The 22,925-nt window shown below is 34.2% G+C and carries 17 protein-coding genes; 16 read left to right on the plus strand and 1 reads right to left on the minus strand.

From position 1 onward, the window contains the following. Positions 1-623: 623 nt before the first annotated feature. From GXX20_03690 to GXX20_03740, 11 genes are all read left to right on the plus strand, one after another. On the plus strand, positions 624-908 hold the full coding sequence (locus tag GXX20_03690) for a co-chaperone GroES (protein ID HHW30765.1): 285 nt from the start codon (positions 624-626) through the stop codon (positions 906-908). A gap of 14 nt (positions 909-922) precedes the next feature. Next, the gene (gene groL, locus GXX20_03695) at positions 923-2,545 is read left to right on the plus strand and encodes a chaperonin GroEL (GenBank protein ID HHW30766.1); all 1,623 of its coding nucleotides are present in this window, start codon (positions 923-925) and stop codon (positions 2,543-2,545) included. Between the two features lie 759 nt (positions 2,546-3,304). After that, on the plus strand, positions 3,305-4,495 hold the full coding sequence (locus tag GXX20_03700; GenBank protein ID HHW30767.1) for a hypothetical protein: 1,191 nt from the start codon (positions 3,305-3,307) through the stop codon (positions 4,493-4,495). Positions 4,496-5,007: 512 nt separating this feature from the next. Continuing rightward, the gene (gene gatC, locus GXX20_03705; protein ID HHW30768.1) at positions 5,008-5,295 is read left to right on the plus strand and encodes an Asp-tRNA(Asn)/Glu-tRNA(Gln) amidotransferase subunit GatC; all 288 of its coding nucleotides are present in this window, start codon (positions 5,008-5,010) and stop codon (positions 5,293-5,295) included. Positions 5,296-5,310: 15 nt separating this feature from the next. Continuing rightward, on the plus strand, positions 5,311-6,759 hold the full coding sequence (gene gatA / locus GXX20_03710; protein ID HHW30769.1) for an Asp-tRNA(Asn)/Glu-tRNA(Gln) amidotransferase subunit GatA: 1,449 nt from the start codon (positions 5,311-5,313) through the stop codon (positions 6,757-6,759). Between the two features lie 40 nt (positions 6,760-6,799). Beyond that, positions 6,800-8,236, plus strand: coding sequence for an Asp-tRNA(Asn)/Glu-tRNA(Gln) amidotransferase subunit GatB (gatB, locus tag GXX20_03715; protein ID HHW30770.1), 1,437 nt, complete (start codon positions 6,800-6,802; stop codon positions 8,234-8,236). Positions 8,237-8,489: 253 nt separating this feature from the next. After that, on the plus strand, positions 8,490-8,966 hold the full coding sequence (locus GXX20_03720) for a hypothetical protein (protein ID HHW30771.1): 477 nt from the start codon (positions 8,490-8,492) through the stop codon (positions 8,964-8,966). Between the two features lie 147 nt (positions 8,967-9,113). Beyond that, a complete protein-coding gene (locus tag GXX20_03725) occupies positions 9,114-10,943 on the plus strand; it encodes a DUF2207 domain-containing protein (protein HHW30772.1) in 1,830 nt (609 codons plus the stop codon). A gap of 51 nt (positions 10,944-10,994) precedes the next feature. Further along, the gene (locus tag GXX20_03730) at positions 10,995-11,936 is read left to right on the plus strand and encodes a hypothetical protein (GenBank protein HHW30773.1); all 942 of its coding nucleotides are present in this window, start codon (positions 10,995-10,997) and stop codon (positions 11,934-11,936) included. Positions 11,937-12,317: 381 nt separating this feature from the next. Then, positions 12,318-13,595, plus strand: a complete 1,278-nt coding sequence (locus tag GXX20_03735; protein ID HHW30774.1) for an aminotransferase class I/II-fold pyridoxal phosphate-dependent enzyme — start codon at positions 12,318-12,320, stop codon at positions 13,593-13,595. Between the two features lie 131 nt (positions 13,596-13,726). After that, positions 13,727-14,470 (plus strand): GntR family transcriptional regulator, encoded by a 744-nt coding sequence (locus GXX20_03740; protein ID HHW30775.1) that lies wholly within the window; start codon positions 13,727-13,729, stop codon positions 14,468-14,470. 6 nt (positions 14,471-14,476) lie between these two features. Here GXX20_03740 and GXX20_03745 read toward each other — a convergent pair whose 3' ends face one another. Then, positions 14,477-16,219: a PQQ-like beta-propeller repeat protein gene (locus GXX20_03745; protein ID HHW30776.1), complete on the minus strand. Its 1,743-nt coding sequence runs from the start codon at positions 16,217-16,219 to the stop codon at positions 14,477-14,479. 295 nt (positions 16,220-16,514) lie between these two features. Between GXX20_03745 and GXX20_03750 the strand changes: the two genes are divergently transcribed. The 5 genes from GXX20_03750 to GXX20_03770 all read left to right on the plus strand — a co-directional run bounded on the left by GXX20_03750 (position 16,515) and on the right by GXX20_03770 (position 22,837). Then, a complete protein-coding gene (locus tag GXX20_03750; GenBank protein ID HHW30777.1) occupies positions 16,515-17,675 on the plus strand; it encodes a cysteine desulfurase in 1,161 nt (386 codons plus the stop codon). Beyond that, the gene (gene thiI / locus GXX20_03755) at positions 17,675-18,868 is read left to right on the plus strand and encodes a tRNA 4-thiouridine(8) synthase ThiI (GenBank protein HHW30778.1); all 1,194 of its coding nucleotides are present in this window, start codon (positions 17,675-17,677) and stop codon (positions 18,866-18,868) included. The genes GXX20_03750 and thiI overlap by 1 nt, the downstream gene beginning before the upstream one ends. Before the next feature lie 120 nt (positions 18,869-18,988). Further along, positions 18,989-20,425, plus strand: coding sequence for a vanomycin resistance protein VanB (locus tag GXX20_03760; protein ID HHW30779.1), 1,437 nt, complete (start codon positions 18,989-18,991; stop codon positions 20,423-20,425). Position 20,426: 1 nt separating this feature from the next. Next, positions 20,427-21,413 (plus strand): AIR synthase, encoded by a 987-nt coding sequence (locus GXX20_03765; protein HHW30780.1) that lies wholly within the window; start codon positions 20,427-20,429, stop codon positions 21,411-21,413. A 185-nt stretch (positions 21,414-21,598) separates the two neighbouring features. Next, positions 21,599-22,837, plus strand: a complete 1,239-nt coding sequence (locus GXX20_03770; GenBank protein ID HHW30781.1) for a serine hydroxymethyltransferase — start codon at positions 21,599-21,601, stop codon at positions 22,835-22,837. Positions 22,838-22,925 lie beyond the last annotated feature (88 nt).

Here is a 22,925-nt window from a genome sequence, read left to right on the forward strand (position 1 = left end):
ACGGTGGGATTTTCAGAGGTTAAAGTGCCGGAAAAGCCGATTTTACAAGGTTTCCGGCGGTCTGTAACTTCCGCTAAAGTGCATTACATTCCCGATGTTTCCGGTTATGCTGCAAAACTCAAAATCCAGCGGTAGCAATACCATGTCGGTTCGAGTCCGACCTTCGGCACCAGTTGAATTGAAAGTAGTATCAAGCGTTATTCTCGTTTGATACTACTTTTTTTTGAAAAAAATTAGCCTGTATTTAACCCTTATCCAGACTGCTAGCAAAGCATTAATTGAGGACTAATAATTTTTTACTACTTAAATTCAATAAATGGAATTTGGGAGTTTTTTATATTAATATCTATTTGGAAGATATCTGAAGATTTAACGAAGAAAATAGCTTTTTTTAATATTATTTGGAACATATGAGTAATAATGCTAATAAATCACTATTAGTATAAATTGACTTTACAATTCGTAAGTATAAAATAATAGTTGTTAGCACTCTGTTAAAGTGAGTGCTAATATTATGATTAACATCTATCATGACATGTCTATATATTACTGCTTAATTATTTTATCATTCTGCTGGTAAAAGCAGTTATTTGAAAATTCACAAGAAAAGGAGCTGAATGATTATGAAGATAAGGCCATTGGGAGCAAGAGTTTTATTAAAAGAGGTAGAAGCTGAAGAAACTACCAAGAGTGGCATTGTTCTGCCCTCAAACGCAAAGGAAAAACCTTACATGGCTGAAGTAATTGAAGTTGGTCCTGGAGAAGTAAAGGACGGTAAAGAAATTAAAATGTATGTGAAAAAGGGAGATAAGGTGCTTTACAGTAAATATGCAGGGACAGAAATTAAGTCAGATAACCAGAAGTACCTTATCATTGAACAGGACGACATTCTAGCAATAGTTGAATAATGGAGGTGGTAAGTATGGCAAAAATGATTACATTCGACGCAAAAGCTAGAAAATCAATTGAAACAGGTGTTAATAAACTTGCAAACACCATAAAGATAACACTAGGACCCAAAGGAAGAAATGTTGTTATAGAAAAGAAATTTGGTTCACCGATTATAACCAATGACGGAGTAACTATTGCAAAGGAAATTGAGTTGGAAGATCCTTATGAAAATATGGGAGCACAACTTGTTAAGGAAGTTGCAAGTAAAACCAATGATGTGGCTGGTGATGGTACAACAACTGCCACCCTTCTGGCCCAGGCAATTGTTAAAGAAGGTCTGAAGAATATTGCCGCAGGGGCAAATCCTATGATTCTTAAAAAAGGTATAGAAAAGGCTGCCGACAAGGTTGTTGAATATATAAAAAGCAACAGCCAGAAAGTCAAAGGTAAACATGACATGGCCTTTGTAGCAACCATTTCTTCCGGTGATGAAAGTATCGGTAACCTAATTGCTGATGCAATGGAAAAAGTTACAGCAGATGGAGTTATAACCATTGAAGAAAACAAAACCGCTGATACTATAATAGAGATAGTGGAAGGAATGCAGTTTGACAGGGGTTACATATCTCCATATATGGTTACAGATAATGAAAAGATGGAAGCCGTACTTGAAAACCCCTACATCCTAATAACCGATAAGAAAATCAGTAATGCCCAGGACTTATTACCAGCCCTTGAAATTATTTTGAAAAACGGCGGAAAACTACTTCTTATTGCTGAGGATGTTGAAGGTGAAGCCTTAGCAACCCTTGTTGTTAACAAATTAAGAGGTACTTTTACCTGTGTAGCTGTAAAAGCTCCCGGCTTTGGCGACAGACGGAAAGAAATGCTCCGCGATATTGCAATCCTGACAGGCGGACAAGTAATTTCTGAAGAAGTAGGTTTAACCCTTAAGGATATTAAACTTGGATGGTTTGGAAAAGCTAAATCTGTAAAAGTACAGAAAGAAAATACCATTATTATAGGCGGAGCAGGAAATGAGAAAGAAATCAAGGAAAGAATCGAGTCCATCAAAAAGCAAATAGAAATTACAACTTCAAATTATGATAAGGAAAAACTAAACGAAAGGCTGGCAAAGCTGGCTGGTGGCGTAGCAGTAATCCGTGTGGGCGCCGCAACAGAAACTGAAATGAAGGAAAAGAAATATAGAGTTGAAGATGCTCTTAATGCCACAAGAGCAGCTGTGGAAGAAGGAATAGTACCTGGGGGAGGTACAGCCTATATCAATGCAATCCCGGAAGTTAAAAAGCTTGTTGATAGTCTTTCCGGGGATGAAAAAACTGGTGCATCAATCATTCTAAGAGCATTAGAAGAACCTCTGCGCCAGATAGCTATAAATGCAGGTCTTGACGGTTCAGTTATCGTTGAAAAGGTAAAGAACAGTGAAAAAGGAATTGGCTTTGATGCTGTAAAAGACGAGTTTGTAAATATGTTTGAGGCAGGAATTATCGACCCTGTGAAAGTTACTCGTTCCGCTTTACAAAATGCGGCATCTGTAGCAGCTTTGATCCTTACGACCGAAAGCGCTGTGGCTGATAAACCAGAAAAAGAACCGCCAACTCCTCCTTCTCCTCCTGGAGATATGGATTATTAAGCCCTTAAAGGGAAGTATACAATATGTTATTGGGGACTTACCCCGGAAGAGAAGTATTACCATACCTTAAAAACATGGCTGCAGATTTTAGTTCTGCAGCCATTATTTATCCTATTTTATTGACATATTTCCATTTATGTTAAATAATAAATATAAAAATATAAGAATATAAGAATTCTGGTACTAATGAGTTATTATATTATATACTTTTTTTATGTTCCGCTTTTACGCTTTCTATTCACTAAATACTTTAAGAGCCGATATATTAGATATATTATATATACTTCTTTTGGCAGACATATATTTACCTCTGCTAAACATTGATAACTAACCATACCAGAAAGGTTTAAAATTTATATGGATATATACAAAGCCGGAAGAAAAAATATTCTAATAAGTAGAATCAAAAGTTGTATTACAAGCATTCCTCATATTTTAATTTTTTTATTTCTTCTTGCAGCTTTAATTTCCTTTATATCAAATAAAACAATTTTATGGACCTTTTCTGATCATACTCAACTATGGCATATTTACATTATATCAATAGTAGTAGTTCCAATACTGCTTTTTATTCTTTTAAAATTCTTTAATGGAAATTCTCAATCGCAAAACCATTTATTAAATATATTTATTACAGTACTTATTTGTCTCATCCCAAGAATTATATGTATAAATGTTATAAGCATTAAACCAGTTTCTGATTTTGAAACTTATCATATCTTTGCAAGTGAGCTATCAAAAGGGAATATACCAGGTAAAATGTATATTTCCATTTTTCCTCACACTATAGGGTATCCTGCAGTTTTATCCATATTCTACAGAATTTTCGGGGCAAAGGTTATTGTGGCGCAGATTATGAATATTATTCTAAGCTGTGGCATTGCTGTTTTAATATATATTTTGGGAAGCAAGCTTCATAGCAGGAGGTGCGGGGTAATAAGCGCAATTATCTGGTCGCTATGGCCTTCTCAGATTTTTTATGTCTCCTTTGTTTCTACCGAAACTCTATTTGTTTTTCTGAACTTATTATGTATAGTATTTTTTATACAGATTTTAGAATCCAGGCTAAACAATATAATATCATTAATATTGTTTATTCTGCTTGGAGCATTATGCGCATTTGCAAACTCAATCCGGCCAGTTGCATTGATTACATTAGTGGCAATATGTATATTCCTGGTATTATATAATGTTAAGAGGACCTCATATTTTCCATATGACGAAGTAATTAACATTTACCGTCCTTTTGAAACCTATAATGATAAAGGATTTAATAAAATTTTGATTTTAGCAGTTATTTTGATGTCCTATCTTATTACAAGCAAAGCAATCCAGGCAGTTATTTCAAACAAGATAGAAAGGCCATTACCTTCCAAACCCTTTGGATATAGTCTTTATATTGGAACAAACTATGACTCCAATGGTGTTTGGAATCAAGATGATGCAAATACTTTAGGCACACTAATGAGTGACCTCAATATGACACCGCAGATGATTCATGATACATTAACAAAATTGGCAGTTAACAGGCTGAAAGAAAAAGACACTTCACAAACTGTAAACCTTGTTTGGAATAAATTTAATACTATGTGGTCAGCAGACAGTGATTTTGTTAACTATATGAAAAATGCCATAGATGAAAAAAGTCCTTCTACATATGATTTCTTCTCAAAATATGATCGTCTGCTCATAAGAACTTCCAACTTTTACTATCACGTTTTCCTGTTAATTGCAGGAGTAGGAAACTTAATACTTCTATTCAGAAGAAAAACCTATTATTCTATGATATGCATCATAATTATTGGCTATATTGTTGCTCATTTCTTTCTTGAGGTAGCAGGAAGATATCATTATCCCGTAATTTCATTAATCTCTTTATTATCCGGTTATGGCCTGGTATCCTTAAGCCAGCTCCTTAACTTTGGTGAGAAATCAGAAGTTTACATTTAAGCGTTCCTTCCTAAAACTGCAATAACAGAAAGCTATAAGTAACCATATTGTGGAATTGGCATTCAAATAATTAATAAAAGATGAAATTAATAGTGAAATTGCAGGATTTTATAAACATTATTGCATAATTAAGCATAGAATGCTTTAATAAGTATAATAAAATCAGATAAATAAATTAAGCAAATAATTTATAGTACAAATTTTGTATTTTTTTTCTAAAAAATATATTGCACACAAATGAAATTTTATTTATAATAAATTTCATGATATTATATAATTTTAATATTTTGTGTAGACAATAGCAATTACAATAGCCAATAGAGTATATGCCGTGTCAGGTTGAGATATATTAAGCTAATAAGGCTAACACTGCGGAATGAGGATATGTCCCGTCCCTGTATAATTTGTATAGGTACGGGTTTTTTAATTATAACATAACTTATCCGATTAGATATATACATGAACACAGAGCTTTAAACACAAAATATATTTAAATTGAAGGAGTTGAACTTATGAACATAACAATTGATGATATAAAATATATTGCCAAACTTGCCAAGCTTCGGTTCAGCGAAGAAGAAGTGTTAAAGCTTACCTCAGAGTTTGAGAGCATTTTAGCTCATTTCAAGTCTATAGATAAAATGAATCTTGACAATGTAGATTTAAACCAGTATTCATCTGATAACAAAACAATAACCAGACCTGATGTTGTTAAAAATTATGAGGATAAATCAAAGCTTTTTCAAAATGTTAAATCCAAGCGGGATACATTTATAGTAATACCGAAGATAATCGAGTAGCCAGGAGGTAAATAGATGAGCTTAGAATTCATGAGTGCAGAGGATATAAGAAAGGGTATTGAAGAAAAAAGGTTCTCAGCAGAGGAAATAGCAGTAAAATTCATTGAAAATATTAAAACAAAAGATAATGAAATAAATGCATTTTTATTACTATGTGAAGAAAAGGCAATAGAACAGGCTAAATTGATTGATAAGAAAAAAAGTAAAGGAGAGCCACTTGGAAAACTTGCAGGAGTTCCTGTTGCAATCAAGGACAATATTTGTACTGATGGTATCAGGACAACTTGCGCATCCAGAATGCTCGAGGATTTCATACCTCCATATAATGCTACTGTTGTTGATAAGCTCATTAATGAAGATGCCATTATTATAGGAAAAACAAATATGGATGAGTTTGCCATGGGATCTTCCACTGAAAACTCTGCCTTTAAAATAACTAAGAATCCAAGAGATTTGACCAGAGTGCCTGGAGGTTCTTCAGGAGGTTCTGCCGCAGCGGTTGCAGGGGATATGGTTCCCGTATCTCTTGGCTCAGATACCGGAGGTTCAATAAGGCAGCCGGCTGCCTTTTGCGGAGTGGTAGGATTGAAACCCACTTATGGACTGGTATCACGCTATGGCTTAATTGCTTTTGGTTCATCTCTGGATCAAATCGGGCCTTTTTCCAAAACCGTCAGAGACTCGGCTTTAGTACTGGAAGTTATTCAGGGAAGAGACAAAAGGGACAGCACTTCCTATGATGGAGACTATGAAACCGATTATTTATTAAACATAGATGCCGGAATTAAGGGTATGAGAATAGGTGTCCCAAAAGAATTTTTCTCAGAAGGGCTGGATAAAGAAATTGACGCATCAATAAGAGATAGTATTGAAATATTAAAATCATGTGGAGCATTAGTTGAAGAAACGTCTATTCCCATTGTGGATGAAGGTTTATCAGCATACTATATTATATCTTCTGCAGAAGCCAGTTCTAATCTTGCAAGATATGACGGGATACGGTATGGACACAGAACTAAAGATTATGAAAATGTTGAAGAGTTAATAGAAAAATCCAGAAGTGAAGCTTTCGGGGCTGAAGTTAAAAGAAGAATCATGCTTGGTACTTATGCACTTTCTTCCGGTTATTATGATGAATATTATAAAAGGGCGCAAAAGTTCAGAAAAGTGTTAAGAGAACAATTTGAAGAGAGCTTTAAAAAATTTGATATTGTTATTGGACCTACCTCTCCGGTATTGCCTTTCAAAATTGGTGAAAAGAAAAGTAATCCTCTCGAAATGTATCTTGCAGATGTATATACAGTTAACATAAATCTGGCAGGTCTTCCTGCAGTATCACTGCCCTGTGGACTAAGCCACGAAAAACTTCCGATTGGTTTACAATTAATCGGGCCTCGTTTTGGAGAAAAGAAAATACTTCAGGCTGCTTATACCTTAGAAAGAGAGCTTCAATTAGAGCTGTAAAGAGTGGAACCTGAATGTGCTGATAATGGAGGTTGTTCATATGAATTATGAAACAGTAATTGGGCTTGAAATACATGCTGAGTTAAACACAAAATCCAAAATTTTTTGTGAATGTTCAACAAAATTTGCTTCAAAGCCAAACGAAAATACCTGTCCTGTATGTACCGGACTGCCGGGAACACTCCCAGTTTTAAATGAGGAGGTTGTAAACCTGGCCATTAAAGCAGGTATAGCGTTAAATTGCAATATAAACATGATTAATAAAATGGACAGAAAGAATTATTTTTATCCTGACCTTCCAAAGGCTTATCAAATATCCCAATATGATTTGCCCATTTGTACAGGAGGGTTTGTTGAGTTTGAATGTGAGGGAAAAACTGTTAAAGTCCGTATAAACAGGATTCACATAGAGGAGGATGCCGGTAAATTAATACACCTCGAAGATGAACCCTACTCGCTCATTGATTATAACAGGGCAGGAGTTCCTCTGATAGAAATAGTATCTGAACCAGATATGCATTCACCACTTGAAGCAGTAACATTTTTACGGACATTAAAATCAATACTTGAATATTGCGAAATTTCGGACTGCCGTATGGAACAGGGATCTTTAAGATGTGATGCAAATATATCCCTAAGGCCTGCAGGAAGTAAACAATTTTATACAAAAGTAGAAATAAAAAATATCAACTCTTTCAAAGAACTGCAAAAAGCCCTTGAAGATGAAGAAAACAGGCAAAGGAAGCTTTATCAGGCTGAAGAGGGTTATAAGGTAATTCAGGAGACCAGAAGATGGGATAGCTTAAGAGGAAAAACAGTATCCATGAGGACAAAAGAGGAAGCGCATGATTACAGATATTTCCCTGAACCCGATTTATTGCCTGTTATAATTAAAGAGAATACTATTAAACATATCAAGGGAACTTTACCTGAACTACCCGCCGAAAAATCACAAAGGTTTATTAAGGATTATAATTTGACTGAAAGTGAAGTGGAAATTCTAGTAAGAGATAAGGCTTTATCAGAATTCTTTGAAAACGCAATTAAGGAAGGGGCGCCACCAAAAGCTGCTGCAAACTGGATACTGGGAGATTTGTTAAGGATTATGAATGATAAAAAGTTATCTACTGAAGAAATCCCCGTAAAACCGGCTTATCTTAGCAAGCTTATAGCCCTCATTGAAAAAGGAAGCATAAGTAATACTGCCGCTAAAGGAATATTTAAAGAATTATTTGTAAAAGATATTGACCCTGAAGAATTAATAAAAGCTAAAGGACTGGAGCAGATAAGTTCTGAGGAAGAAATTATCAAACTTGTTGAGCAAGCATTTAAAGATAATCCTCAGTCAGTGGAAGATTTCAAGAACGGAAAAACTCAGGCTGTCGGATTTCTGATAGGCCAGGTAATGAAAGCATCAAAGGGTAAAGCTAACCCAAAACTGGTAAAAGAGCTGGTAGATGCCGAGCTAAGGAAATAAAATATTTAACCAGTTATCAAGAATCTCTCGCATATATAGGCGGAAGCAGAATTGATGCAAATTATTTTATAACAACCTTGTTCAGTAGGGGATTGCATGACCCCAACTGAATACCCGAACGAAGCGAGTTTGCTTTTTGGTATGCCCTTTTTTTAAGGCGGCATACCATTTTTATTCTCATATTATCTGAAACTTTCTGGAAAATTCTGCGTCAATGATATTTGATGTAGTACTATGAAATTAAGGTGGTATTATGAGGAAATTTAAATTTCTTTTTAGTGTAATTTTAATTTTTTCTATTAGTTTTATTTATTCTTCCTTCAAAAGTCTCGCAAAAGACTATGATAATCTTATAATATATGAGAAAACAGAATGCAGCATTGATACAGACATCGACTGTCATCATAATAAATATAATAATTGTAATAAAGATTCATGCATTTCCAATTTATGTAAAGATGTTGAGCCAAATAGGCTGGAAAATGAATCAGGAACAGGCAATTTTAGCCGGGATATAAAGAATTTTAAAGTTTATAGGGGTAAAGGGCATGATTACGAAGTATATGATTTCCGGGAATATAATAATACTATTGATGACAAAATGCTTCATTTCCCTGACACCAATTGTGACCCCAAAATGATTATTCCCGGCAATCCTGATATAGACCCTAAATTTCTCCACAAACCACCTTTAAAGATAGAGGAAGATTTAAAGATGGAGGAAGATTGATATTATTTTGACATATAACAATAATTAACTAATATTATAGAGGAAATACTTCTAATAGTATGATAAATTATATACAATACTAATAAAATGAAATACTTTATTTATGTAAATTGTAAAAATCAATTTTTAAATTATGAAGGTGGAAAAATGAAAAGGTTTTCAAGTGCTGCAGTAGTTTTTTTAATAGTATTTATTATCATATGTAGTTTTACACTATGCGTAAATGCCGAGGTAAGCCTGAGTATTCCTGAGTGGGTTGTTGACTCGCATCTTCTTAAATCCGGTGATTTATTCATAACAGAAGATATAAGCTTCAGATTTGAAAGTGACGCTAACGGAGTATTCAGAGAGATAGTCCTCGAAAAGACTTCAGGTGTGTCTGATATCCAGGTGGAAGAGCTTCTTGGAAATGCCACAAAACAGTATAAACTTGTGAAAGATGCTGAAAAAGGAGATTCGGATGTATTCCAAATTATAAATGAATCCAGCAGCACCGTCATTAAGATTTTCTCTCCCGCAGAAGAAGGACAGATAAAGACTTTCAGAATAAGCTACACAGTTCGGAATGTGGCCGTAAAATACAACGATATAGGAGAATTATACTATATATTTTTAGGTAAGGAGAATAATACTCCGATTGGCAGTTTTAGAATTAATATTAAACTACCCGAAAACGTTGCGGATGAACATATTAAGATATTCGCTCATGGCCCTTTAAACGGTGAATACCGGAAAATTAACAGCAATACCATTACTTTATATGTAGAAGATGTCCCTGCAAATACATTTATTGAAGGAAGAATTCTTTTCCCGAAAGAGATTATCCCATTATCCAGCAATATACAAAATATAAATAACTACGAAAATATTTTGCGAGAAGAAGCTTCATATCAAAGAAAAATAACAGAAGACAGGGAAAGAAGAGAAAAGATAAAGAAAATGCTTGAACCGGTTTCTCTTTTGGCATCTGTTATTGGGATTTTTATTTTTATAATATTCCTAACACGGTTTAGAAGAGAAAAATATGTTTATAAAAATGATAACAAAAACGAGCAATTTCCCTCTATTCCGGAAGACTGTACTCCAGCTGTCGCATCATATCTGACAACAGGTTCTTTCTTGGGTATTAACACTGTATTTGCGACTATCCTGGACCTTATCAGAAAGGGATATTTAAAAATAAGTATAATAAGAGATGAATTTATTAAATTTACTGATGCAGACAATTACATTATAACTCAGGTAAAAGAGACAGATGATTCACTGCTAAGCCATGAAAAATATTTTATTAACTGGCTTATAAATGAAATGGGGAACGGTAAATCAATAAGCACCCAGGAAATAGAGTATAACAGCAAACATTCTTCTTTAAAATTTCATAGTTCTTATAATAAATGGAAAACAAAAGTAGGCGAAGATGCGGTCAGTAAAGGTTACTATGATAAATCCAAAACAGGATATGGAGTACTTTGTTTGTTTTTCTCAATAGCATTATTAATAATTGGAATATTAACACTGGCATACGACGGCACCTTTGGTATCGTCAGTTTAATTATATCTATTACCCTGTTTGCTTATGGAATAGCATTGTTTTACAGACGTTCCGACTATGGTTATCAGCAATATAAAAAATGGGTAGAATTCATAAAATATGTGAAAAATCATAAAGATGAGTTCTCTACAGAGTTTACCAAAGAAGACTTTATTAATTCTCCCGATATATCCTTAATCTACGCACTAAGCCTGGGACAAAAAATAAATAGTGAAGAATTTATCTTTGATGAATCTTATTATGCTTACGGATATTATAATAACAGTTGGTTCTTCTGGTACCTTATAATTAATAATAGCAATGACAATGCCTTTCAAAAAAGCATTCACAAATCTTTTGGGGGATCAACCGGTTCCAGCTCGGGAGGAAGCTTCACCGGAGGCGGTGGCGGTGGTGCTGGAGGCGGCGGAGCGGGAGGATTTTGAAGTAATATAATAAAATAAATATATATCAATAAATTTAGATAGGAGTTTGTTATGGATAAAATGAAACTGGAGGAAATCAGGAACAGAATTGAAGCTATACCTGTTCTGGAGGAAAATCAAAAAAGGCTTAAACAACGTATATATGATGCGGAAAGCAGAGTCAGGGAGCTGCTGGACAAATATCAGAAAGAATCCAGAGATGTGGAACGTTTAAAAAATGAATCCCTATCTGCTACATTATTTAAATTAATAGGGCAGTATGAAAAAAAACTTGAGAAAGAGATTCAGGAAGAACTTCTGGCAAAAATTGAATATGATAAAGCAGTGGACAGAGTAAATGAGCTTAAAAGGGAATGGGATGAACTGAATTACAGAATTTGTCAACTAAAAAAGGACAAAGATGAATATGAGTTTGAGCTCAGAAAAAGGGAAAAAACAATATTAAATAATGTCAACTGTGATGCTTTCCTAAAATACGGACAATTGGAAAGGGAACGTACCGAACTTTGCAGGCAGCTTGTTGAAACAGATGAAGCAATCAGTGTAGCAAACAGGGTTATGAATACCATTAACATAACCATGCATCATCTTGAAAAAGCAAAAAGCTGGGCTACATATGATGTCTGGACCAATAAAGGCTTTTTTAGCCACATGGCCAAGTATGAACATATTGATAATGCGCAGCAGTGTTTTAGCCGCTTATCTTATCAGCTTAGGGACTTAAGTGAGGAATTAAAGGATGTTGGGCTATATAATTCATTTGAAACATCAGAAATAAGTTCAGCTACCAGAGTATTAGATTTTTGGTTTGATAATATTTTCACCGATTTAAATGTTCGAAATAAAATCGTAAATGATATTAAACAGTTAGGAAGACTGAAAGGCAATATCAATAAACTTATTAGTAAACTTGGCAATGACAAAAATATTATAAATAATAAAATTATAGATATTGAAAAGAAGAAAGAAGATATTCTGATTGCTCTTGGTTAGATAAGTACGGAGCAACAAAAAAATGCAGGATTTTTTCATTGTAGTTTCAAAATTGATTATGACTATGTAAGAAATGTCAAATCTGATCTAATATCATATATGGAAAGAACCCATTAATAATTGTATTGTATAAGAGATATCAGCATGTAATAAGATATCTCTTTTTTTAATAATGCCAGATTAATAAGAAACAAAAATGTTATATTTCATAATATGAAATTAAAATTAGTTTAGATTTCATTTTTGATATTGTCAAAACATATAATCTGTATTAAAATTAATAATTAAATTAATACATAACCAAGTAAATTATAGGTATGACATCCAATTGCAAAGTTTTAAGTATACACCTATAAATTTTTATTGATTTTGGAGGAAAATATGACTGATTATACTTTAATGAGTAAAGGGGATCTTCAAAAAAATCTTCAAATACTTATTGATAAATATAATAAATTTAAAGCCCAGAATTTAAATCTTGATATGTCAAGAGGAAAACCATGTCCCGAGCAGCTTGAGTTATCCAAAGAACTGCTTGAAATAAAAGATTATAAAGCTTCTGACGGTACAGACTGCAGAAATTATGGGGCATTAGACGGTATTCCTGAAGCAAAAAAACTTTTTTCTGAGTATTTGGAAGTAAATACTGATGAAATTATTATACAGGGAAATTCAAGCCTTAATTTAATGTACGATACAATTAACCGTGCCATGACGTTTGGAGTGGATGAAAGCAGCACCCCATGGTCAAAGCTTCCTGCTGTTAAATTCATTTGTCCAAGTCCTGGTTATGACCGTCACTTTGCCATATGTGAACTTTTTAATATTGAAATGATAGCCGTGGATATGCATGAAGATGGCCCTGACATGGATAAAATCGAATCTCTTGTGGCTGAGGATGAATCTATAAAGGGAATTTGGTGCGTGCCTAAATATAGCAATCCCCAGGGATATACCTATTCTGATGAAACAGTTGACAGACTTGCATCTATGAAAACAAAAGCGAAAGATTTCAGGATATTCTGGGATAATGCTTATGCCGTACATCATTTAAGCGAAAAGCATGATAATCTAAAAAATATATTAACTGCTTGTAAAAAATACAATAATCCTGACAGAGTATACATTTTCTCATCTACATCTAAAATTACTTATGCAGGTGCCGGTATAAGCATGTTAGCCTCTTCCAAATACAATATTGACAGAACCAAAAAACTCCTTTCTATTCAAACAATAGGGTATGACAAAATGAATCAATTAAGACATGTATTGTTTTTAAAAAATATGGACAATATTCATGAACACATGAAAAAGCATGCATCAATACTAAAACCAAAGTTTGATACAGTTTTAAATATATTGGAGAGGGAACTTGGTTCAAAAAACATATGCAGCTGGACAAAACCAAATGGTGGATATTTTATTAGTTTTGACACCATGGACGGATGTGCAAAAAAGGTCGTTAAAATGGCATCGGAAGCCGGAGTCAAGCTTACCAGCGCAGGAGCTACTTTCCCATATGGAAAAGATCCAAGAGACAGGAACATAAGAATTGCTCCCTCATATCCTCCCATAAGTGAACTCAAGCAGGCAATTGAACTGTTTTGTGTATGCGTACAGATAGCGAGTATTGAAAAATTGCTATTGACAAAAGATTAGAATCTTAAATCATCTAAAATAAAAAAACGAATTTAAATTATATCCTGAAATAAATATTGAAATGTCAAAAAGCATGGTATAGAATAAAAGTGCCATGCTTTTATTCTATTTCAAAAAGGGGAGCTCCTAAGTTGTTAAACAAATATAATAATATACCATTATATACCCAACTTAAAATGATTCTGATTGAAAATATTGAAAGCGGCAAATACAAGGAAAATACAAAGATACCTTCAGAACAGGAGCTTTGTGAAAAATATAATATTAGCAGGCCGACTGTCCGTCAAGCCATAGCAGAACTAACCAACTGCGGATATCTTTACAAAGAAAAGGGTAAAGGGACATTTGTTTCACGAAAAAAGGTTAAAATAAATATTGATAACTATTCAGGTTTTTCCAATACCATCCTTGATAGTCAAGAAACAGGCAACCGTACTGTTTTATTAACCAGAACTATTGATTTATCACACAATGAAAAACTTAAAGAAATTTTTTGTAAGTCAAATAATTTCTTAAGAACTAAAGACCTTGCTGAAATAACTTTCAACCAGACTTATGAAGGTAATGTAATATCACATATAATCTCTTATATACCACTTGCTTATTTCCCGAATATAATTGATGATGTGATACAGAAAAAACCCGTTCATGAGATTTTTATAGGAAAATACCCTTTATTGCCGGTAAAAGCAAAAAGCAGCCTGGAAGTAGTATATGCTGATGAATATGACAGCCAGTTTTTTCAAATTCAAACAGGACAAGCCCTCATAAAAGTTGAAAATATGCTTGTTTCTAAAAATAATCAGGTAGTAGAATATTCTATTTCCAAATACAGGGCCGATAAATGTAAGCTATTATCTGAATATACCAAATAATTTATCTTATTTTATTTTTATTCCCCAAATTTTCTGCCCTCTGGTTCCAACGACGATGATATTGCCAAATACTGCAGGAGAACCTTCAATATTAGCTTCCAAAGGAATTCGATAATACTCTTTTCCTGTTTTTCCGTCCAATAACCTCATATATCCGCCTGAATCGCATATTATAATATATGCTTTTCCTGATTTTGTATAAATATCAACGGGTGAACTCCATGAATAATAATCCATATCAACTTTCCATATTTCTCTTCCTGAATTCTTATCCAAAGCAAGCAAAGTTCCTTTATAACCTTTACTACCTGTTCTTCCGATATTAAAGATTACTAAATTGTCAATTTCATTTTTACCAACTATGGGAGTTGCAAGAGCACCTCCGTTATTATCGGTGTCATATACACATTCAATTGATTTTTCCCATAATAACTCTCCTGTTAGGGCATTAATTTTTCTCATGAACGAAAATCCTCCAAGTCCTTGCTTGTCAACTTCGCAGGCAGTGTATAAGAAAACATCAGATGGACTTATTTCTTCCAGTACCGTTGTACTGTCTGTATCATCTGTTACATTCCTTGCCCATACAGGTTTCATGGTATTTATGTCCAGACACTGGAAAAGTCCGCTGTTATCAGCAAAATAAACAAAATTCTTATAAACTGCAGGAGAATTTTCAACACCGATTCTTGTTCCAAAAGGAGATGTGTATCTGTATTTTACAATCTCAGGACTAATGGATATTGTCGCCTTTTCAAGATTAAAATCGGTATTTAGCTTAACAGTATAAACAATACCGTTTTCACCACAGACCAGTAAAGTATCTGTATAGCCATCCACTAATGGAACTGAATCAAATGCTCCCCATAGCCTGTAAGCATGAGGATCTATTCCATCAATAAATAATAGTTGCTTCTGGTCAATCAAACTAAAGATTCTAAATCCAATAGGGCCCTGTTCACCATTTTTTTCAGATATACCCTGGCCGGTATAAAGAAGAGGAAAACCTCTGGGATCAACAGCAACACTACCTTTTATGGGATAACCGATATCTATGGGTTCTCTGGTGGGATTCCCATCCTCCAGGTCTAAAAAGTATATTTTACCGTCTAATGTTCCGTATATTACCTCAACCAAATTATCTTTTTCCTTTTTGGCAGGAAATATATTCATTATATTTTTTACTTCATCATCCCATTTTACAATGACAGGCTGGCCATTCCAGCCTACACCGGTCCATGTGTCAATATATCCGATTTTAGTAAACCATATAGCTTCAAGCTTTTTTTCCGTTACTTCAACATGACCGAAGCTGGCAGTATTCCTGAAGTTATTTCCTCTGAAGGTGGTGATGCCCTGAACTAATGAGTAGTTTTCAGGTTTTGGAAAAGATATTTCAGGTTTTCTGGAATATGTCTCCACTGGTTTACCATCAATAAGTACCCAATAATTATATCCCTGAAAATCTGAAGGACTGTAGCTTTCATTAAAAACATCAAGCTTAACTATATTTTCCTCAACTGATTCTTCGGTATTTTGTTTATCAGCCGGTAAATTCTGTGACTCCTCAGATTCCAGGTTCTCCTGAATATCATTTGTGGCAGCCTGTTCAAATGAATTTTCTGTATCGTACTTCTCCTGAACATATAAATCACAGGATGTTAATAAAATATTTGACAGTATTAAAACCAGAATAAGTAGTTTTCTTATGTATACTTTTTTGTTTCCACGGTTTATAGATTTATTCATTTAGTAATCCAAGCCTCTCTTAAGTGAATATTTTAACGCTCCTTGGATATTAACGTAATGATAGAAAATGTAAACGTTATTACTATATATTTTAGCAAATATAAGCATAAATTAAAATGGTTAAAAATTAAACCTTATGTTAAAATAACTAAAGGGTGGATATAATTCCTTGTAATACATTATAATACTACATAGTAAATACACATGACTTAAGATTGTAGAACAAGGCAAATATATTATATAACAAATATATATTAAATATAATTTATAAACACATATGAAAGAGTGGAATGAAATGACAAGAGAAATATATCTTGACAATAGTGCTACTACAAGACCTTATGAAGAGGTCATTAGTTATATGAATGATATAAACTTAAACTACTATGGCAATCCCTCTTCATTACATAAAAAAGGAATTGAAGCTGAAAGGTTAATAAAAAAATCCAGGGATATTATTGCCAAAACTCTGTCTGCAGATAGCAGTGAAATAATCTTTACTTCAGGAGGGACTGAATCAAATAACCTGGCAATTAGAGGATTCCTTCAGGCCAACCCCAGAGCAGGAAAACACGTGATTACTACACCCATAGAGCATCCATCTGTATTGGAAGTCTATAAATATCTTTCAAATACAGGTTTTCAGGTAGATTATCTTGATATAGACCAAAAGGGTGCCGTAGACATTGAAGGATTAAGAAATAAAATAACTGAACAGACTTCACTTCTTAGTATTATACTTGTAAACAATGAAACAGGCTCTATTCAAGATATTGAAAAAATAATAAACGTAAAGAACTCTGTTAATCCAAAAACCGTTTTGCATGTTGATGCTGTACAAGCCTATGGCAAAATGTTAATTTCTCCCGCTAAATGGGGGATAGACATTATGTCAATGAGCAGCCATAAAATTCATGGTCCTAAAGGTGTTGGAGCATTATACGTTAATAAATCAATTAGAATAAAACCCATACTTTTTGGTGGAGGACAGGAATCAGAAATAAGATCTGGGACTGAAAATGTTGCTGGAATATGTGGTTTTGGCATGGCTGCAGAATTATCGTTTAATTCCATGGAAGCAAACTATATTAAAGTTAAAAATTTAAGAGACAAGTTTGTTGAGTTGTTATCGGACTCAGGGGTAGAACATAATATAATTTCACCTGAAGATTCCTTACCTTATATATTAAATGTTTCTTTCACGCATGTTAAATCTGAAGTACTGCTACATCATCTTGAAGAGAAAAATATTTTTGTATCAACAGGCTCTGCATGTTCTTCAAGAAAGGCAAAACATAGCCATGTTTTAAAAGCCATGGGAATTAAAAGCTGTGATATAGAAGGTGCAATAAGATTTAGCTTTTCAGTTCATAATACAGAACAGGATATTTTTGATACAGTTGAAGCACTTAAAGAAATAATTCCAAGAATAAAGATAAGACGTGGAGGCAAGTGATGAAAAAGATAATTCTTGTAAGATATGGAGAAATCATTTTAAAAGGTTTAAACAGGCCGTCTTTTGAAAGCGCTCTGGTCAAAAACATAAAGAGGACATTATATGGCTTAGGTGAAATGAAAGTTGAAAAGTCCCAGGCCAGAATATTTATTGAGCCCATGAGTGACGAATTTGATTTTGACGGCGCAGTTGAAAAACTAACAAGAGTATTTGGTATAGTTTCCTTAAGCATTGTCTGGAAAATTGAAACTGATTTTGAAGTAATCAAGGAATACAGCCTCAGAGTAGTTAATGAGCTTGTTGGGGAAACAGGGTATTCAACTTTTAAAGTGATGGCTAAAAGAGGAAATAAAAGATTTCCCATCCAGTCACCTGAAATCGGTGCGAAAATAGGAGCTCACATTCTTTCTTCAATTCCAGGCTTAAGTGTAGATTTATACAATCCACAATTTACGCTTTTTATTGAAGTAAGAGAACATACATATATTTATTCTGAAATTATTCCTGCACAGGGGGGGTTGCCAACAGGAACCAGTGGAAAAGCACTGCTTCTGTTATCAGGTGGTATAGACAGCCCAGTAGCTGGATGGATGATGGGTAAAAGAGGGCTGGAAATTGATGCGATTCATTTTTACAGTTATCCCTACACCAGTGAAAGAGCAAAGGAAAAAGTAATAGAACTGGCACGTATTCTATCAACCTATTGTTTTGATATCCATCTTCATATTGTTCCATTTACGGCCATCCAGGAAGAAATAAACTTTAATGCCCCCCATAACCAGATGACAATTATCATGAGAAGGGCAATGATGAAAATAGCCGAAGCTATTGCAAAGAATACAGGATCTCTGGCATTAATTACCGGAGAGAGTTTAGGGCAGGTTGCAAGCCAAACCATCCAGGGACTTGCCGTAACCAATAATGCTGTCAGTATGCCAGTTTTCAGGCCATTGATTGGTATGGATAAAAATGAAGTAGTTGCCCTGGCAAGAAAAATAAACACATATGAAACATCCATACTGCCTTATGAAGATTGTTGCACCACTTTTGTAGCAAAACACCCTGATACAAGGCCGCAGTTAGACAAAATATTAAAACTGGAAAAAGAACTTCAACTGGATAATTTGATTGAAGAAGCAGTAAAAAATACAGAGATTATTATACTTACCAGAGGCAAAGTAATAGAAAAATAATATAGAGAAATTATAAAAGATAATATATTCAGAGATTTTTATTTCCAACTGTAATATAGCCATAAGGGGTAGCAATACTATTATAGTAAATGCTATTAGTTTAAAAAGGGGAGTTAAAAAATGCTGTCCTTACAATGGCTAAGAAACCGTAAAGGTTGGATTTTTTTAATATTTTTCTTGCTTGTGTTATTACCTGCAATAATCGCATTTGTGTTTTTTTCCCGCCTTTTAAATACAAATTGTTTTTATAAAGGCATAACAATAGATAATATTGATGTTTCAGGATTAGATAGGCAGCAAGCTGTGGAATATATTGACAGCATAAATAATGAAAGAATTAAAAACTGGTCCTTACAATTGGAATACGATAATAACGCCTGGATAATCAATGATGAAGATATAGGACTTGTAATTAATAAGGAAGAAGCTATAGAAAAAGCATATAATATTGGAAGGACAGGCAATTATATTGACAGAATCAAAGAGATTTTAGATGTTAAGTCAAAAAATATAAATATTGAAACAAAAAGAGAGTTTGACAAAAATAAATTAAGAAATATTATATTAGAAATAAAAGAAACTATTGACATGGGAAAAGCAAATTCAAAGGTTTATTATGACAGCGAAAACAACACCATTACCATTGAAAAACATCAGGTAGGGAAAAAATTAAATGTTGAGGAAAATATCTGGCTTATAGAAAAATATATAACAGGTAAAATAGATGAAAATATAAAATTAATTGTAGAAGAAGAAGTTCCGGATATAACATATGAGAGCATTCAAAATATAAAATACGTTACATCTTCATTTTCTACTACTTTTAATCAATACGAAACTAACAGAACACATAATATTAAACTTGCCTGTGAAAAAATAAATGGTACAATTATTATGCCAGGAGAAATATTCTCCATGAATTCCGCTCTTGGAGAGAGAACTGAAGAAAATGGTTTCAAAGAAGCACCTGTAATACTAAAGAATAAATTTGTGCAGGAAACAGGCGGCGGTATATGCCAGGTCTCAACAACTGTTTACGTTGCGGCTTTAAAGGCAGGCATGGAAATAATAGAGAGGCAGCCCCATTCAATGCCTTTAGGTTATGTTAAGCCGGGGCTGGATGCCACCATAGCAGGAAACGAGATTGATCTGAAATTTAGAAACAATTTAGGCTATCCAATATGCTTATGGGCATATGTTCAGGGGAACAAACTAAATATAAAGTTTTTGGGCAGCCAGAATGAAGAAGATTATATAGTTGAACTGAAATCAGAAATAATTGAAATATATGAACCAGATGAAGAAGAAATAATAATAGATGACTCCCTGGAAGACGGAGTTAAAGTTGTAGTTCAGGAAGCCAGAAAAGGAATGAAGGTTATTGTTTATAAAGAGGTTTACAGTAAAACAGGAGAGCCACTTAATAAGGAGAAGATTTCTGAAGATATTTACTGGCCGGTAAGAGGCCAGATTAAAATAAACAGTAGTTATTTAACACAAAAAGAATTAAACATGATTGAGAATAGCAATATGAATCAATCAGAAACAGGGGAGTAGTATGAAAATAGGCAAAATACCAAATAATACGCTAAAGAAAATCATATTGGATAAAATAACTAACAAACGTTGTGAGGTCCTTATCAGACCTAAAATAGGTGAAGATTGCAGTGCTTTAGATTTTGGTGAAGATGCCTGTGTCCTGTCCTGTGACCCTATAACAGGTGCTTCCAATGAAGTAGGACGCCTTGCTGTACATATTTCTTGTAATGATATTGCATCTTGTGGAGTAGAGCCCATCGGATTAATGGTTGCCTTGCTCGCACCTCCTGAAGCCACTGAAAAAGAACTGGAAACTATTATGCGCCAGCTTTGTGAAACTGCGTCATCCTTAAATGTAGATATTATCGGAGGTCATACAGAAATAACAGATTCAGTTAATAAGTTTATCCTGATTACTACAGCCATAGGTAAGGGTAGCAAGGATAAATTAATAAAAACCTCAGACGCAAAGCCGGGAGATGATATAATTATTACCAAAACGGCAGGAATTGAAGGTACCGCAATAATCTCACATGATAAGGAAGCAGAATTGTCAGAAAAGCTGGGGAAAGATCTGATAGAATCCGGCAAAGCATTTATTAATAATATTAGTGTTGTTAAGGAAGGTATAATCGCGAGCAAATTCGGTGTTAACGCAATGCATGATATTACAGAAGGCGGGGTATTAGGAGCTGTATGGGAGATAGCTGAAGCCTCAGGAACCGGCTGTATAATTGAAGCAGATAAAATTCCTGTTGCAGATGTTACAAAAATTATATGCGATTACTATAAAATTGATCCGCTAAAACTTATATCAAGCGGCTCTATGTTAATAACCTGCAGTAACGGACAAGCCCTTGTGGAAGAATTGGCTAACAACGGCATCAGCTCTGCTATTATTGGCAAAATTACAAAAGATTTGACAAAATATATTGTTAAGGATAGCCAGTTAATAGAAATAGGACAGCCGGAAACTGATGAATTATATAAAGTGGTGGCTTTATAAGGTAGTGGCTCCCGACCATTATTGACATGAAAACGAAATATGTTATAATTTTTTTATTGGAAAAAGAGTTCCAAGCTTACTGAAATGCGAGCCACGCATGTTTTACTTATCAAATTTTCTGTGTATGATAAGTATTTATCTATATTAAAAAATGCCGGTACACAGCGGCGGAATGGGCGGTAAAAATGAGTTGGACAGATAAGATAAAAATAATTGATCCAGAAGTTGCTGAAGCTATAGAAAATGAAGCTCTCAGACAGGAATATAAAATTGAACTTATTGCTTCCGAGAATTTTGTCAGCAAAGCAGTAATGGAAGCTATGGGTACTCCTTTAACAAACAAATACGCAGAGGGGTATCCTGGAAAAAGATATTATGGTGGATGCGAATGGGTTGACGTAGTTGAGCAGATTGCCATTGACAGGGCAAAACAGCTTTTTGGCGCTGAACATGCCAATGTGCAACCTCATTCAGGTTCTCAGGCCAATACAGCAGTATATTTAGCAGTATTAAAACCTGGCGATACAATTCTCGGTATGAATCTATCCCATGGGGGACATTTAACTCATGGAATGTCTTTAAATATTTCAGGAAAATATTTTAATGTGGTAAGTTATGGTGTCAGGGAAGATACATGCTGCATTGATTATGATGAAGTAAGAAAGATTGCTAAAGAAAGCAAGCCGAATATTATTGTTGCAGGTGCAAGCGCCTACCCAAGGATTATCGATTTTAAAGCATTCAGGGAAATTGCTGATGAAGTTGGAGCATATCTGATGGTTGATATGGCACATATTGCAGGGCTAGTTGCAGCCGGTCTCCATCCAAATCCCGTTCCCTATGCGCATTTTGTAACTACCACTACCCACAAGACATTAAGAGGGCCAAGAGGCGGAATGATCCTTTGCAAAGAAGAATTTGCAAAGGCTATTAACAGTGCCGTTTTCCCCGGCATTCAGGGCGGACCTCTAATGCATGTCATAGCTGCAAAGGCTGTAAGCTTTAAAGAAGCTCTCTCACCGGAGTTTAATGAGTATCAAAAACAGATTGTTAAAAATGCCGCAGCTTTGGCAAAAGCTCTTATGGAAAAAGGCTTTAATTTGGTAACGAATGGTACAGACAACCATTTAATTCTTGTAGATCTTTGCAATAAAGAAATTACAGGTAAAGAAGCTCAGAACATGCTTGATGAAGTAAATATTACTGTAAACAAGAATGGAATACCTTTTGATAAGAAACCTCCCTTTGTTACAAGCGGTATAAGAATCGGAACTCCTGCTGTAACAACAAGAGGCATGAAAGAAGAAGATATGGTAGAAATTGCAGATCTGATTCATCTGGCTTTAACTGATTTTGAAAACACAAAAGAGCAGGTTAAGGAAAGAGTTAAGAAGCTTTGTGAAAAGCATCCTTTATATAGATAGTATCATACCGGCTCAATAACAAATTAAGGTGAAACTTATAAGTTTCCCTTTTTTTGCTGCTCTTGAACTGGTAAATTTTTAGGTGGTA

The sequence above is a fragment of the Clostridiaceae bacterium genome (assembly GCA_012840395.1).
GTDB lineage: Bacteria > Bacillota > Clostridia > Acetivibrionales > DULL01 > DULL01.

Excerpts from the sequence above, each read along its gene's own strand:
- GXX20_03690 (HHW30765.1), top strand. The coding sequence starts at position 624 with ATGAAGATAAGGCCATTGGGAGCAAGAGTTTTATTAAAAGAGGTAGAA.
- groL (HHW30766.1), top strand. The coding sequence starts at position 923 with ATGGCAAAAATGATTACATTCGACGCAAAAGCTAGAAAATCAATTGAA.
- GXX20_03700 (HHW30767.1), top strand. The coding sequence starts at position 3,305 with ATGTATATTTCCATTTTTCCTCACACTATAGGGTATCCTGCAGTTTTA.
- gatC (HHW30768.1), top strand. The coding sequence starts at position 5,008 with ATGAACATAACAATTGATGATATAAAATATATTGCCAAACTTGCCAAG.
- gatA (HHW30769.1), top strand. The coding sequence starts at position 5,311 with ATGAGCTTAGAATTCATGAGTGCAGAGGATATAAGAAAGGGTATTGAA.
- gatB (HHW30770.1), top strand. The coding sequence starts at position 6,800 with ATGAATTATGAAACAGTAATTGGGCTTGAAATACATGCTGAGTTAAAC.
- GXX20_03720 (HHW30771.1), top strand. The coding sequence starts at position 8,490 with ATGAGGAAATTTAAATTTCTTTTTAGTGTAATTTTAATTTTTTCTATT.
- GXX20_03725 (HHW30772.1), top strand. The coding sequence starts at position 9,114 with ATGAAAAGGTTTTCAAGTGCTGCAGTAGTTTTTTTAATAGTATTTATT.
- GXX20_03730 (HHW30773.1), top strand. The coding sequence starts at position 10,995 with ATGGATAAAATGAAACTGGAGGAAATCAGGAACAGAATTGAAGCTATA.
- GXX20_03735 (HHW30774.1), top strand. The coding sequence starts at position 12,318 with ATGACTGATTATACTTTAATGAGTAAAGGGGATCTTCAAAAAAATCTT.
- GXX20_03745 (HHW30776.1), bottom strand. The coding sequence starts at position 16,219 with ATGAATAAATCTATAAACCGTGGAAACAAAAAAGTATACATAAGAAAA.
- GXX20_03750 (HHW30777.1), top strand. The coding sequence starts at position 16,515 with ATGACAAGAGAAATATATCTTGACAATAGTGCTACTACAAGACCTTAT.
- thiI (HHW30778.1), top strand. The coding sequence starts at position 17,675 with ATGAAAAAGATAATTCTTGTAAGATATGGAGAAATCATTTTAAAAGGT.
- GXX20_03760 (HHW30779.1), top strand. The coding sequence starts at position 18,989 with ATGCTGTCCTTACAATGGCTAAGAAACCGTAAAGGTTGGATTTTTTTA.
- GXX20_03765 (HHW30780.1), top strand. The coding sequence starts at position 20,427 with ATGAAAATAGGCAAAATACCAAATAATACGCTAAAGAAAATCATATTG.
- GXX20_03770 (HHW30781.1), top strand. The coding sequence starts at position 21,599 with ATGAGTTGGACAGATAAGATAAAAATAATTGATCCAGAAGTTGCTGAA.